14 protein-coding genes and 1 pseudogene are annotated in these 14880 nt (G+C 37.0%); 11 read left to right on the top strand and 4 right to left on the bottom strand.

Annotation, left to right across the window (positions count from 1 at the left end):
- The first annotated feature begins 133 nt into the window (after positions 1-133).
- Positions 134-469 carry a hypothetical protein gene (locus M2R48_RS19255; RefSeq protein ID WP_004725552.1) on the top strand — a complete coding sequence of 112 codons (336 nt, stop codon included), beginning with the start codon at positions 134-136 and terminating at the stop codon, positions 467-469.
- A gap of 82 nt (positions 470-551) precedes the next feature.
- Here the strand turns inward: M2R48_RS19255 and M2R48_RS19250 are convergent, their stop codons facing one another.
- Positions 552-815 carry a DUF2798 domain-containing protein gene (locus M2R48_RS19250; protein ID WP_034617824.1) on the bottom strand — a complete coding sequence of 88 codons (264 nt, stop codon included), beginning with the start codon at positions 813-815 and terminating at the stop codon, positions 552-554.
- Between the two features lie 339 nt (positions 816-1154).
- Between M2R48_RS19250 and M2R48_RS19245 the strand changes: the two genes are divergently transcribed.
- Complete coding sequence (locus M2R48_RS19245; protein ID WP_262087163.1) at positions 1155-1493, top strand: tRNA-binding protein; 339 nt, start codon at positions 1155-1157, stop codon at positions 1491-1493.
- Positions 1494-1560: 67 nt separating this feature from the next.
- On the opposite strand, the gene lnt is transcribed toward M2R48_RS19245, so the two are convergent.
- Together lnt and M2R48_RS19235 are read right to left on the bottom strand one after the other, a co-directional pair.
- Positions 1561-3120, bottom strand: coding sequence for an apolipoprotein N-acyltransferase (lnt, locus tag M2R48_RS19240; protein WP_262087162.1), 1560 nt, complete (start codon positions 3118-3120; stop codon positions 1561-1563).
- Positions 3117-3956, bottom strand: coding sequence for an HlyC/CorC family transporter (locus M2R48_RS19235; protein ID WP_056517349.1), 840 nt, complete (start codon positions 3954-3956; stop codon positions 3117-3119). The genes lnt and M2R48_RS19235 overlap by 4 nt, the downstream gene beginning before the upstream one ends.
- 193 nt (positions 3957-4149) lie before the next feature.
- On the opposite strand from M2R48_RS19235, the gene tusA reads away from it, so the two are divergent.
- The 6 genes from tusA (at position 4150) to M2R48_RS19205 (ending at position 10885) form a co-directional block, all read left to right on the top strand.
- The gene (gene tusA / locus M2R48_RS19230) at positions 4150-4407 is read left to right on the top strand and encodes a sulfurtransferase TusA (protein ID WP_004725563.1); all 258 of its coding nucleotides are present in this window, start codon (positions 4150-4152) and stop codon (positions 4405-4407) included.
- A gap of 24 nt (positions 4408-4431) precedes the next feature.
- Positions 4432-5010, top strand: coding sequence for a hypothetical protein (locus M2R48_RS19225; protein WP_262087161.1), 579 nt, complete (start codon positions 4432-4434; stop codon positions 5008-5010).
- A gap of 26 nt (positions 5011-5036) precedes the next feature.
- The gene (locus M2R48_RS19220; RefSeq protein WP_262087160.1) at positions 5037-5873 is read left to right on the top strand and encodes a nucleotidyl transferase AbiEii/AbiGii toxin family protein; all 837 of its coding nucleotides are present in this window, start codon (positions 5037-5039) and stop codon (positions 5871-5873) included.
- A gap of 89 nt (positions 5874-5962) precedes the next feature.
- Positions 5963-8779, top strand: coding sequence for a type VI secretion system Vgr family protein (locus tag M2R48_RS19215; RefSeq protein WP_262087159.1), 2817 nt, complete (start codon positions 5963-5965; stop codon positions 8777-8779).
- Complete coding sequence (locus M2R48_RS19210; protein ID WP_262087157.1) at positions 8776-9975, top strand: DUF2515 family protein; 1200 nt, start codon at positions 8776-8778, stop codon at positions 9973-9975. The genes M2R48_RS19215 and M2R48_RS19210 overlap by 4 nt, the downstream gene beginning before the upstream one ends.
- A 13-nt stretch (positions 9976-9988) precedes the next feature.
- A complete protein-coding gene (locus tag M2R48_RS19205) occupies positions 9989-10885 on the top strand; it encodes a hypothetical protein (protein WP_262087156.1) in 897 nt (298 codons plus the stop codon).
- Positions 10886-11017: 132 nt separating this feature from the next.
- Here M2R48_RS19205 and M2R48_RS19200 read toward each other — a convergent pair.
- Positions 11018-12011 (bottom strand): annotated as a pseudogene (locus M2R48_RS19200) (4Fe-4S dicluster domain-containing protein).
- Between the two features lie 203 nt (positions 12012-12214).
- Between M2R48_RS19200 and M2R48_RS19195 the strand changes: the two are divergent.
- The 3 genes from M2R48_RS19195 to M2R48_RS19185 all read left to right on the top strand — a co-directional run bounded on the left by M2R48_RS19195 (position 12215) and on the right by M2R48_RS19185 (position 14876).
- On the top strand, positions 12215-12826 hold the full coding sequence (locus tag M2R48_RS19195; RefSeq protein WP_004816777.1) for a DUF1285 domain-containing protein: 612 nt from the start codon (positions 12215-12217) through the stop codon (positions 12824-12826).
- Positions 12827-12873: 47 nt separating this feature from the next.
- Positions 12874-13752 (top strand): glutamate racemase, encoded by an 879-nt coding sequence (murI, locus tag M2R48_RS19190; protein ID WP_034616447.1) that lies wholly within the window; start codon positions 12874-12876, stop codon positions 13750-13752.
- 107 nt (positions 13753-13859) lie between these two features.
- Positions 13860-14876, top strand: coding sequence for a DUF4062 domain-containing protein (locus M2R48_RS19185; RefSeq protein ID WP_096735246.1), 1017 nt, complete (start codon positions 13860-13862; stop codon positions 14874-14876).
- The last annotated feature ends 4 nt before the right edge of the window (positions 14877-14880 follow it).

Below are 14880 nucleotides of genomic sequence, written 5' to 3'. Positions count from 1 at the left end.
GAGTTATAATAAGAATTATTCCCATATTTAATAGTTACAAGAAAGTTAAATTGTGTATAAAAATAGACTTTTTATTTAATTAAAAGCTTGCATAATAGTTCTCAGGGCAATCTGAATTGCTTAGGAGGATGAGATGAAAGCATTATTATTACCAGATGAAATCAGCCAATTTCATTGGACTATGCTCAAATCTGTTCTTTTAATTTTGAGCCTATTACCGATTAGCCAGTTTTTTCTCAATATTTGGCAAGTTGCCGATGCCAATAGCCAGATCATGATTGGTTTTATGGCGATTAGCGTATTTAGTGCATTATCTATTATTAGTTTTTATAATGCCTTAAATTTGACAGTATTTCAGTTAAAAACTGAATTCTCATCATTATTAGAACAATATTTAGTACGTTCATATCGTTATGTGCCAATGTTATTTTTAGCTGCAATGATGTCTTATTTGGTGACTCAACTTTAGTTGAAATATCATGGAAAACCGAGGGTATAAGTATAATCCTCGGTTTTTTTGCACTACAATTTAATGATTCAGATTTATTCAACTAAGTCGGTTGAACCAGGCTCATGGTGATTTTGCGCACAATAGGTAAGATAAACAGTAACACTGGAAAGGCAATCAGCCAAGAAATCCCCCAAGCTGAAAGCCATGTGTATAGCGAAAAATTCTCAAACCCCATGCTTCTGAATGTACTGATACATGAAACAATAAATGTCATGATAATAGACAGTAACAAAGGTAAAACAATCGCTGCATAGCGATGTGGAATCTTTTTAAAATTAAAATAAGACGATTTAGAATTTTGCATTTTTTACTCCGTAAACCAACAAACGCCAGTGCCGCACCAAAATATTAAAATTTTGATTAAAAATAGCCCCAAGCCTTGTTGGAGATATGTTGGCACGTTGATTGACGTAAACGTTTACGGCTTTATGATCAGCGAAAATAATTTAGCATAAACTTGAAAAAAATATAATAAAAAATGCGCCGAAAATATTTTCAATTTCGTTTTGATAGGGCTTGGATTGAACATGATTGTCTTTTTAACAGGATCATTTGTCTGTTTTGTATAAGGTTGATCGCTTTAAATTTATCTAAAATGATTTTATCTCTTGAGATGAACTGATAAAAATACGAGGACTCAGCAATGCAACAAATAGAATGGAATGACTTTCTTAAAGTAGAGTTACGGGTAGGAAAAATTATTCAAGCCGAAGTGTTTGAGAAAGCGCGTAAGCCTGCTTATATTTTGCATGTTGATTTTGGCGAAGCACTCGGTATAAAGAAATCGAGTGCGCAAATTACCAACCTATATCAACCTGAAGATTTAATTGGGAAGCTTGTGGTTGCTGTTGTGAATTTTCCAAAAAAGCAAATTGGGCCGATTCAATCAGAGTGTTTAGTGACGGGTTTTCATAATCAAGATGGGCATGTGACGTTGTGTGTGCCTGATGCAAATGTGCCATTGGGAACAAAGTTACTTTAATCATTGAATCAAGCGCTTTGTTGAAGCTGACCTCATCTCCTTAAACCAGAGATGAGGGATTCAAGCATTAACGTCTAGATTTAAAGCTAATATCGACTGCTTTAGGTCGATAGATCCAGCCTAAAATTAATAATAATAGGGATAGCAATAAAATAGGATAGTCACTAAAGCGGGTGTACCAAGTTTCACCTTGCATGGCAGGTAAATCACCACGAAGCACAGCTTTTTGATCTACAGGGGCTTGTTTTACAATATGCCCATTGTGGTCAATAAATGCTGTTACGCCTGTATTGGTAGCACGAATAAACCAACGTCCATTTTCCTTGGCACGCATTTGCACCATTTGAAGATGTTGTAATGGGCCTGCTGTACCAGTGAACCAAGCATCATTAGAAACAGTCACTAAAAAGTCACTATTAATCGCATTTCGTCGAGTGAGATTCGGATAGGCCACTTCATAACAAATGGCTGCAGCTAAATCATGTCCTTTAATATTAAAAGGTTTTTGATTGGATGCACCTTGTGAAAATCCACTCATGGATGGATCATTTTGTAGCGCAGGTAACACCCAAGCCAACAATCCTGAAAGTGGAATATATTCACCAAAAGGCACCAGACGTTGTTTTTTATATAAGCCTGAAGAATCTGCGCCAGAAGCCATCATACTGTTGTAGTACATTGGATAGCCATTTTTCTGTGACTCTTTTAAGTCCCAATAAGGAATACCGGTTACCCATGCTGTGCCTGAACTTTTGGCTTGTTGATCCATCATATCCAAGAATTGTTGAATATCTGTTTGGAACAGCGGAATCGAGGATTCTGGCCAAACAATCAGATCACGCCCCCATTCAGTACGGCTTAAATTAACGTAAATTTCTAAGGTTTTAATCTGATATTCAGTTAACCATTTTAAATCTTGCGGAATATTGCCTTGAATCAAAGAAACGGAGAGCGGCTTTTCTGCTTTCGGTTGTACGAAAGTGATAAACGATGCGCCCCATGCGCCAAGGATTAAAATGATTGCAGGAAAGATCCAAAAGACTTTTCTATTTAAAATTTCAACCAATGCACAAGCAAGGATAATCACAACAAAAGATACTGCAAACACACCAAACAGTGGAGCATAGCCATCTAAAAGTCGTTCAGTGAATGCGTAACCTGCAAATAACCAAGGAAAACCCGTAAAGACCCAAGTCTTTGACCATTCGAAGATCACCCACAAAGGAGCGAAAGTTAATGGCGTTTCAGGAAAGAATCTACGATATACCCAAGTCTGAATCGCAGTAAAAAGCCCCATGACAATGGCCATGATGGCGATCATCAAGACACTCAATACTGCATTGGTATCTCCATACACATGAATCGATGTATAGAGCCAGAATGCGCCAACAAACCATAGACCAAAGCCATAGCTTAAGCCAATCGCAAATGCTTGGCGTGGTGTACGGCCTTTTAAGCAAGCATATAGCAGGGCAGGCGATAAAATTGCCAACCACCACCAGTAATAAGGCGCCAGTGCTAAACTGAACACTGCGCCTGACATTAACGAAATCAATAATGGGAAAATGAAGGGCAGCTGTTTTTGTTGTTGTGATGAATTTAACAGCTTGTCAAAGTATGCTCTCATTTATGTACAGCTCGAATCAGATGAATAGTGCGTGCATCTGCTTCAATAATTGTAAATTCCCAATCCTCAAGCTCAACAACTTGGCCTTGAAGATCACTCACTAGACCAATTTCTTGAAGCAGTAATCCGCCCATAGTCTCTACTTCATCGTCAGGAAATTCAGCATCTAAAACATTGTTAAAATGTTCGATTGGTGTAAGTGCTTGCACAATCCATGTATTGGCTGTGGTATGGGCTGTATCTGGAATGATAAATTGCGCTTCTTCGTCAACGTTATCATGCTCATCTTCAATTTCGCCAACAATCTCTTCCAGAATATCTTCTAAAGTGACGAGACCTGCTGTTGAACCATATTCATCAATTACAATGGCAATATGGGTTTGAGTGTTTTTTAACATTCTCAAAACTTGGTCGGAACGTGCACTTTCTGGGACAAATAATGGCTGACGCATTAATGCATGCACATCGACAACAGATGAACGATCAGTTAAAAAGGGTAAAAGATCTTTAGCAAGTAAAATACCCACCACGTTTTCAGGCTGATCAGAAGAGAAAACAGGGAAACGTGAATGTGCAGATTCAATAAGAATATCTAAAATATCAAGAAGTTGATCATCTTCTTGTAAACTGACCATCGCTGTGCGCGGAGTCATGACTTCACGGATTTTTGTTGCAGGAAGGTCTAATACGCCTTCTAACATTGCAACAGTATCGGGTTCTAAAAAACGACGTGAATCTTGTACTAATTTTAGCAGTTCATCTCGGGTTTCTGGCGCTGTTCCTAACCATTTGCGTAAGCCACGCATTCCCCACGATGGGCCTGATTCCTCGTGCATGATCTTTCCTAAAGACGCTTAATATCTAGTAAATGTTTTTTTATCATACCGAAGAAAACACAGATGTCTATCTATTAAATAAGGTAAATAGATGAATGTATGTGTCATATTATAGATATATTGCAAGCCTTATTCATTATTTGAGTTTGTGTTAAAATTATTGATTGATTTCGCTTCTTTTTGAGAATAGATAATGTCTGAACCGATGCCTACAGCAAGCATTCAATTAAACACGCGTGGACTACGTTGTCCTGAGCCTGTAATGATGTTGCATCAAGCAATTCGTAAATCTAAATCAGGTGATGTCGTTGAAGTATTTGCAACTGATAATTCAACCTCTTGGGACATTCCTAAATTTTGTATGCATCTCGGTCATGAGTTGATTTTACAAGAAGAAGTGCTAGATGATGCCGGAAATAAGGAATTTCATTATTTAGTGAAGAAAGGTTAAAAGAAAACGGTTAAGTAATTATAGATGCAAAAACAAGAATTTGAAGTGCATCTGACAGCGGATATTAAAAGTCCAGTGATGTACCATCAGTTTAAAACGATGTGTAAACAGTTAGATGCTAAGCCTCTTGAAATTATACTTGCCCGTGGTATGTATTCTAAACAGATTATGCTCTCTAAATGTGTTTACTCAGCGGATTTAAGTACTGTCCTTGAGGATATTGTGCCTTGGATCAAGGCGTTTGAACAACAGAATATTCAAATTATCCGAACCAAAATTGAACTTCCATTTCAAGATTCTCAAACAGATCAACAGTCTATTTATTATTATGAATGGCATGCTTTGATTGAATGTAGAGATGCTTTTGAACTTAAACAACTATGTGAGCATCATCAAGCACACTTGTCTCAAAATGCTTTAAAACGCCATGAGAACTTTCGATTTTTAACATTACGCGAAACAGGAACAGCAGATTTTTTCTTGAAACGCTTAGAGTTGTTGTACATAGCATTATTAAACCAACATAGAGTGATTGCTAAAGAAAGATTTGAGATTTGTATTTATGATACCAATATCATGTTAGATCATGGATGGTTATCTTAAATAGACATAGATGAAGAAGAATGTAAATGAATGAAATAAAGCAAAAGGCTTGTGAGGGCCTGATTCGACGTTTTGCAGAAAGCCACCAGTACTTTCCTTTTATGCTAAAAGGAAGTTTCTTAACTCGGCAATATTTTCCTGCGCATATTGAACGTAAACCACAAGATTTAGATTGGGTTTGTTTAAAACCATTAATCGATCGACATTTTGTTCAGGATCATTTGAATGAATGGATGTGCTACTTAACAACTGTAGATTTTAATGATGGTATTCGTTATGAACCATTTTCGAGAGATAATTATTGGTGGGAGTTGGAGTATGTAATGGCAGAAGACTTTCCAACAGTCAGTACAAATATTATCGCATGGGTGAATGGGCAAAAAACTGAAATAGATATTGATGTTTCATTTAATCTTGAAATTCAAGATATTCACAACAGACTTATTTATCATCCTTTTGTTGGTAAGGACTTCCGATTGGCACAAACCCCATCTTTAGCTACGCAAATTGCATGGAAGTTACACCAATGTATTGTGAACCCGCGCTATAAAGATATATTTGATTTGACCTATTTACTCAAGCATCCATCATTTTCGGATATTTTTGCAAAACTTTATGCCATAGAAATATTGAAAAGTGAATGTCAAAGAGATGGTTTGGTTTTGACTAAGTTTTTGTATTTGAATCAACCTATTTTGGCTGATGCTTGTATGAAGCTGGCACAAAATTGGCAGAATGAACGATCTGGGATTCAGTTTGCAAATTTAGATGATATTCCCGAGAAATTTGAAGATTTTTGGAATATTTTTACTCAGTCATTGCTTGATGCGGAGTTATTAGAGTTAATTGATTCAACACCCTAATCAAAGAGTTTTACAAAATTAAAAATGACAGAATTTTGACTTATGATTATAATCTAAACATATTTTTTAATAATAATTAACTCATTCAAATGAACAGCTTAGTAAATAGCATTTATAAAATATTGGATCAGCTTGGACTAAACGCACAAAAACGAGCTTTGCATATCCAATTTAGCAATACAGACTTAAACAACCAAGTCTTCTTACAACGCATCGATGGACAACATGGTCTAAACCAAGGTGTGTCTATTGAACTGATTTGCCTTGCCACTTCGGCTGTGATTCCGCTTAAACAATTCATTGGTAGCCAAGTGGCCATTGATCAAGTCACAGATCATGGACAACTGTTTCGTAGCACAGGGGTGATTACTGAGGCCGCACAAGGGCAAAGTGATGGTGCACTGACGTTATATAAACTCAAACTCGAAGATGCCACTTCACTGTGGCATAAACGCCGTAACAGCCGAGTGTTTATGAATAAGTCGGTTGTGCAAGTCATAGAAACCCTCTTTAAAGAATGGCAAGACAAAAGCCCACTCTTTGCATCGAGTCTAAGCCTCGATAAAAGTGGTCTTAAAAAAGATTACGATATTCGACCATTCATTATGCAGAGTAACGAAAGCGACTATGCATTTTTAAGCCGCTTGATGCGCAGTGAAGGGATCAACTGGCTGATTGATGAAGCGCAATTGATTGTACCTAGTTCTGCGACTCAAATTCAGCCGCAAAAACTGCGCTTGGTGGATGATAACAGTGAATACAAAGCACTAGAACGAAGAAAGATCCGCTTCCATCGCAGCAGTGCCACAGAACAACAAGACAGCATTACCAGCTTTATCGGGCAACGTAGCTTACAACCCACCGCTGTCCATGTACAACGCTGGCAAGCAGATGTGTTAGAGCAAGAAGAGGGTGCAGGTAGTGTTCAAAGCAAACACCAACACAGTCAAAATCAAAACAATGCCAGTCTCGGTTTAGAACAAGCTTGGCATATCAGTCCGGCATGGATTCAAGACCTGAATGGTGAAGACCAAGCAACTGCTTCAAATAACAATCAGATTGAAAAGATTAACCAAAACCTCAGTCATTATTACGATGCTCAATCCAAACAATTTGTTGCCAACTCCACTGTACGTGATGCACAAGTAGGTTACTGGTTTGAGTTAAACGAACACCCAGAAATAGACCAACACAGTGGCTCAGATAAAGAGTTTCTGATCACGTCAAAGACATTCTATAACCAAAACAACTTACCCAAAGATCTGAGCGAGCAAATCAATCACTTGCTCCAACAGAGCAATTGGGTCAATTCAAATGTAGACTCAAACAACCCAGAACGCCAAGCCAATCAATTGGTGCTACAACGCCGTAATATCACTACTGTTCCTGAATACCATCCACTACAACACCGTCCAAGTACCCATCCACAACGAGCCAAAGTGGTTGGGCCAAGTGGAGAAGAAATTCATGTCGATGAATGGGGACGTATTAAAGTTCGCTTCCTGTTTACCCGCAATGAAGATCACAGTCATGATGGTGGTGCAGGGAGCAATGACAACGACACTGATTCCGCTTGGGTGGATGTACTGACCCCGTGGGCAGGTGAGGGCTATGGTGCGCGGTTCTTACCGAGGATTGGTGAGATTGTCGTGATAGATTTCTTTGATGGTAATATTGACCGACCATTTGTGGTGGGGCGTATCCATGAAGCGCAACGAAGTCCAACGAAATTTGATGACAAAGGGCAATTGCCTGATACCAAAAAACTGGCAGGGATCAAAAGTCGGGAAGTTAAAGGCAGTGGCTATGGCCAGCTTAGATTTGACGATACCACAGACCAAATTAGCAGCCAGCTACAAAGCAGTCACGGCACGAGTCAGCTTAACCTCGGTAATCTGAGTCATCCTAAAGAAACTGATACCAGTGAAGGACGAGGCCAAGGCTTTGAACTAAGAACAGACCAATGGGGAGCAGTGCGTGCAGGACAGGGGCTACTACTGAGTACCTATGCTCAAGACTCAGCTTCAGGTAACCATCTCGATGCAACAGCCGCGAAAAGTCAGTTAGAAAGCAGTCTAAATAATTCTAAAGCCTTAAGTGAAGTTGCCAAGAATCAGCAAACTGACCCTTTAGAAAATTTAGATCATTTAAAATCGTTTATTTCTTATTTGGAAAAAGGCGAATCCAGTGAAGCAAAAAATCAAGCCGATACCTTTAAGCAAGCCTTAATGCTATTGGCTTCACCTAATTCGGTTGCGCTTACTACTAATGAAGATCTACATCTTTCTGCCGATCGACAAATCTATGAAACTGCGGGCGATAGTATTCAATTGAGTACGCAAAAGAATTTAGTTGCACATGCACAATCAAAGATCAGTCTTTTTGCGGCACAAGAAGGGGCAAGATTATTTGCAGGGAAAGGTAAAGTTGAGATCCAAGCACAAGGCGATGGTGCGGATTTGATTGCGCGTAAAGGTATTCAAATTATTTCGACCGAAGACAAGATCGAGATTAAAGCGGATAAGAAAATTATTCTGATTGCAGATGGTTCGCAAGTTGAAATTAGTAGTGCAGGTGTTTTACCGACCACTGCGGGTAAGTTTGAGAGTAAGGCGGGGCAGCATAAGTTTTTGGGGCCACAAGAAAACGCTATAGGTTTTGATAAGTTACCAATAAGTTCTATTTTTGATGACAAATTTCAATTGTTAGATCCATTAGGAAAAAAACTTACAGATTTAGATTACATAATAACTAATACTGCTTCTAATGAGCAGTTTTTAGGGAAAAGTGATAGAAATGGTTTTACTAAAAGATTAGGTACAACATCAAGTCAAAAATTAAAGATTGAATTCAATTACGAAGATTTAATAGTTAATGAAACAGAAGATGAAGAGGGGCAAAAATGACGATATTGCAAGAAACAGATACAAATGAAATATGTAATAGTAATTGTATTACTCAAGTTGATTGTAAAAATATGTGGTCATTAGTTCAATACTCATCATATATGGCTTTAACTAGTTATAAAAGCTTAGAAGTTATAAAGAAAGCTGTTCATGGTGGAGATGCTAAGAGAGAGTTTTTATATAAAGGAAGTGATGATCAAAAAAGAGTAAAATTAATTTCTAGTCAATATGCAAAAATGTATTTAGAAAAAACTAAAATGAGTAACGTTAAATATAAAGGTCGTTTTTATTGGATGGCTTTAGGGGCAATTGCAGCAAAACAAGTTTATTGTGGGATTTTAGCATTAGATGATTTTGTTTCAAAAGTTGGTGGTGGTGTTATTCTTGATGGAGCAAATAGAGTTTTAGATAAAATTGATATAAGTGATAGGCGTTTTATCGCAACTGGAGGGATCACAAAATCAGATTTTGACTATATGAAATATTGTATGTTAAAGGGTAATCTTTGGCTTTATTTAGATATATATCCCTATCATGAATATTATTGTAGATTTTCTAATACATTTAACGAGTGTTTGCCAAAAAGAGATGGTGCTACTTATGATGCTAAAGTAGCAAATAATATGAATAAAATCCCATATAAAGAAGCATATAATAAATTGGAAAAATTTAAATATTCAGATAATATTTTAAATAACTTGAAAGAAGCTTTTCAATATGTAAAAGATTTTGAAATTGCTAAAACAATCCAAAAAAAACAAGATGCTCAGTTTAATAATTTAATGACAATAGCTGTCCATGAGCAACATGTCGTTTTAGAAAAAAGTTTTTATTCTCCGAATGGGCAGCCTGACCAAAGATTAAAAGATATTTTTGATAAACAGTCTAAACTTGAAAGTAATCATCCATATTATACACAATTTGGAGCTTTAATTGCAGACGTTCAAAATAGACAGGCAGTGTTTACAAATTCATGTAGTTTACCAATAGGGTTAAACAGTTTATCTGATAAAGATAAGTTTTTTGAAGATATGCTAAAAAATGAAAGGCTATATATAATTAAAGAAAGAATGAAGTTTATTACACGTATTGCTGAAGATTTTCATTATGTTATGAAAAAATATCCTGGTTATATGGAAAATTGTTTAGCTAGGTTAGCTGAAGGTGATATAACCGAAAAAATGCCAATAATTTAAGTTGAGAATCAGAATGAATTTAAAAAAAGTTTTTAAAATTTTGGTAATCACACTAATATCGAGTTTAGCAGCTTGTAATTCATCATCTGAGACTATGAATAAGCAGGAAGAAAAAAAAATGAATGAATCTGATTATATTATTAGCGTTGTGGCTGGCGACCCTAGTGAAAATTTAATTAATAGTAATGCTAAGTTTTTTTCACAATATAGTTCAGGTGCAAGTGTTGGATTTATACGACCAAACTTAAATGTAAATGAAGAAAGTAAACTAAAATTAAATTTAAAAGATGGATATGACCACACAGTTTTAGTTTTTAATAATTTAGAAAATTTGGTTTTTGTCTCAGATGCTAACTACCCAAAACAAGGCGTTACAGATATAGGTTTTGATATTAGTAATATAAAATCTAAAAAAATTAATGAAAAAAATAATTTTTTTTCTTATGAGGAAATTGTAAAGCAATTAAATAAAAATGGTTGGAAAGTCTTTTACTTCGAGTCTGAACCGAGAGTGTTTGGAAAACAATCATTTGAAGCCAATAATAAAATACCTAACTATCAGGGGAGTTTGGATGGGTTTTATTTGGATAGTGAGGAAAAATGGGAGAAGTATTCGAGTGCGTTAAAACGCCAGCCTCTTAGATTTTATAAAAATAATGTCATATTAACGATAAATTTTCGCGAATCTATTGATGAAGTAAAAATTCACTTGGATTTTATTACTTTTTTTTCTCACTATTTTTATCAATATGATGAGAAAATTAGAGATAAAGATTGGAAAGTGTTATTGAGTAAAGATTTAAATAAGTGGGAAAGTGAGAGACAAAGGACAGAAGTTAAAATGGAAAAACTAGGTTATGATATTAAAAAAGAATACCACGATCCAAATGTTTGGGATTTTTTAAAATAGAAAGACATAGACATAGATATAAATCATCGTTTTAATAATCTACATCTATGTAAGCAAACTTAAAAAACTATTAGCTTTGACATCGCTCTAACGATATTAAATTAAAAAACCCGCCGAAGCGGGTTTATTTATTTACATATTCGGATAGTTTGGACCACCGCCACCCTCAGGAGTTACCCAAGTGATGTTCTGAGATGGGTCTTTGATATCACAAGTCTTACAGTGAACACAGTTCGCAGCATTAATCTGGAAGCGCTTAGAACCATCATCATTTTCCATAATCTCGTAAACACCAGCAGGGCAGTAGCGTTGAGCAGGCTCATCCCATTTTGGTAAGTTGACATTGACTGGAATAGAAGCATCGGTCAGCTTTAAGTGAGCTGGCTGATTCTCTTCATGTACGGTATTCGATACAAATACAGAAGATAAACGATCAAAGGTTAATTTACCGTCTGGCTTTGGATAGGTGGGTTTAAATGTCGTAGCATCTACAGTTTTTAATGCACTAAAGTCAGGTGCAAGGTCATGTAGGGTAAATGGCACTTTAAAGATATTTTGATCGATAAAGTTAAATGCACCACCCATCCATAAACCGAATTTATGCATTGCTGGACCAAAGTTACGCGAACGATGTAACTCTTCTTTTAACCAACTGTTGTTGAATTTGTCAGTATAAGCAGTCAATTCTTTAGCAAAGAAATCTTCGCCTTCAGCGACACGCGCAACCGCTAAATCACCACCTTTCTCATGACCCGCTTGGATTGCTTGAAATAACATAGTTACCATCATTGTGCATGGTTTTAGGAACCATCCAATGTGGTGCTTCTTGTGACTTTTCAGCAGACATGAGGAAATAAGTTTTGTCCTCAGTCACAGGTACATTTAAAGGTGCACCTTGTTCTTTCCAGTCAGGGAAAAGTTCATTGATTGCACGAGGTTCAAGTACAGCACCAGAAAGGATATGCGCACCAACTTCAGAGCCTTTTTCAACCACACAGACGGAAAGGTCTGGAAGATTGTTTTCAAGAGCTAATTGACGAATTTTAATCGCAGCAGAAAGACCCGCAGGGCCTGCGCCTACGATCACTACGTCAAACTCCATCGATTCGCGTTCGATGTGTTCCATGTAGGACTCCTCATATTTCTAAGGGTGGCAACCGTGAGCATTTATTGGGAATTAATAAATCGGTGCTGCCATGAGTGTTCTAAAAATTCCGTGATACGAATTAACGCTCGTACCAATAATATATTTTGCGCTAGTATAGTTAGAAACCCTAATCTAGCCAATTGGCTGAGTCGTATTATTTTTAAGTCAGCAAGGCATAAACCATGGTAAATCAAAATAATTCAACATCAGCGGCTCAAAATCAGCCAGATTCTGATAATAAAAACTTAATGAGCATTGCACAATACTTAAAAGATGTACAGGCGGGTCACAAAAGGTCAATACCCCCTTTAGAGCAGTGGCAGCCAAAGCATTGTGGCAAAATGGATTTGACAGTAAAAGCCAATGGCGAATGGTGGCACGAAGGTCAATTGATCAAACGCCAAGCGCTTTTAGACCTGTTTACAAAAGTACTTTGGAAAGAAGACGGGAAGTTCTATTTAAAAACCCCAGTTGAACAGATTGAAATTCAAGTTGAGGATGAACCTTTATTGGTCAATCAAGTTGATCAGGTGAATCTCGATGGGCAGGTCTATCTACAAGTTACCACCACCAATCAAGACATTACACTGATTGATCCAGAACACCCTATTTTTATGCGTGAATATCAAGGTGAGTTAAGACCTTATGTACATATTCGTTTTGGGATAAATGCCTTGATTCAACGTTCTGCTTTTTTCCATCTGATTGAATATGGGAAATTGCTTGAAAATGAACAAGGAGATACCATTTTATCTTTAGAAAGTGGTGATTTTCACTTGCAATTAGGGACTTGAGGTTTAATCTTGTTAATTATTTTTACCGTATGCCAATAGTGGATCAAATGAGCGCGATTCTTCCTCTCTCTCCTCTAGAAAATCCAATGCCAAAAGCCTTGGCAGATGCCCCGATTGGTATTTTTGATTCAGGTATCGGTGGGCTTTCTATTGCACAGGAAATTGCCAATTATTTACCAAATGAACGTATTGTTTATTATGCCGATACTGCACATGTCCCTTATGGCCCACGGACGGATCAAAATATTCGTGAATTAACTGCACAAGCAATTGAATGGTTATATCGTCAAGGTTGTAAAATCGCAGTTGTGGCATGTAATACCGCTTCAGCATTTAGTCTTGATTATTTACGTGATCATTATGGTGAAAACTTTCCTATTGTTGGGCTGGTGCCTGCTTTAAAGCCAGCAGTGCTACAAACCCAGTCTAAAGTGGTTTCCGTTTTGGCTACACCTGCCACTTTTCGTGGAAAATTGATCAAAGATGTGATGCAGCGTTTTGCAGAACCTGCCAATGTCGAAGTACTGACGATTACCAATCTTGAACTGGTTCCCTTGATTGAATCTGGACGTTATAACAGTTTGGAATGCAAACATAGCCTGCAAAAGGTTTTAGATCCAGTCATTGCCAAAGGTTCAGATTATTTGGTGTTGGGTTGCACTCATTACCCTTACTTAAAACAAAGTATTCAAGAATTATACGGCCCTCAGCTTAACTTAATTGATTCTGGATTAGCGGTTGCACGACAAACGGCGCGTATATTGTTAAAAAATGAGTTAATATCAAGTAGCTTGCAAGAAAAAGGGGTGCGTTTACAATGTTTTGTGAGTGGGGAAAATGCAAAACAATTAGAAAATGTCATCAAACATCTCATACAACCAAAAATTACATGGTCTGTAGAAAATATTGTTGAAAAACTCGGCTAATTCTTTCAATATTGAACAGATTTAATATATTTTCATAAGTGTAGGGCATATCCAACTTAAAGCTCATGGATGGATTTAAGTAGGGTGTGACAAGAATGGGTTAACCTATGCTCGATAAACGGTATCAAGTTTTTATTACAACATCTGGCAAAGAAATGCAGCCAGAACGGATGGTCGTGTCACAAACCCTTATAGGGATGGGGTTTTTTTCTTGGGGATTAGAACAACGGACACCATTAAGTACCGCATTTGCACGTCGTCAGATAGATGACTGTGATTACGTTTTATTGTTGTTGGGGAGTCAGTACGGTGAACAATCTGTTTCAGGGGTGAGTTATTTACATCTTGAATATATTTATGCGGTGACCAAACAGAAACCAATTATTGTATTTATGCATGAGAGTCCTGAATTTCGCGAACCGCATTTAAAAGAAGAAAGTACGCTGCTAAAAGAAAAGTTTAATGAATTTAGACATCAACTACAAAAAGAAGTTGAGCAAGTCGTTACTTATCGAACTTTACGAGATTTAGAACTTGCGGTACGTTCATATATGCCACAAATGCTAGAACGTTATCCTGTCGTAGGATGGGTCAGACCTCAGAATATTCAGGTCTTACAAGATGAGATTGATCGTTTAAAAGCAAAGTTGGCACATGTTTCCGTAGAGCAAGGAAAAAAAGAAGCAGATCCATTTTTAACTTTACCCAAAGTTTCATTACATGAAGTGTTTAATTTTGATTATCGAATGCATGCCTATCAAGATGGTAATTTTAAAGAGTTATCGCCAGCGCGTGAGATGACATGGGCAGAGTTATTGAAAATCTTATCAGTTGAATTTAGACAACCGACGTCTGAGGATTTTTTCTCTAAAGTCTTAAATGAATATTTGAATAATACGGGTTTAACCGATGCGCAAGTGGTGATGCCACGTGCTCATGCTGTGTCTAGAGCGCAGATTAATGTGCGTTCCTTGCATACGATTAAGCAACAAGTCCGTCAAAATGAATGGATCATCCCTGTGGGGCGTGATGATCGTCAGCGTATGCTCTGGCAGATGACGGATAAATGCGTGAAACTGCTTGAAAGTTCACAACGTATTAGCAGCCGCTCTTCAATTTTTTAAGTTA

It is taken from the genome of Acinetobacter sp. I-MWF (genome assembly GCF_025433935.1).
Lineage (GTDB): Bacteria > Pseudomonadota > Gammaproteobacteria > Pseudomonadales > Moraxellaceae > Acinetobacter > Acinetobacter guillouiae.
Note: the sequence above shows the minus strand (reverse complement) of the source record. Positions and strands in the feature narration are given on the sequence as shown.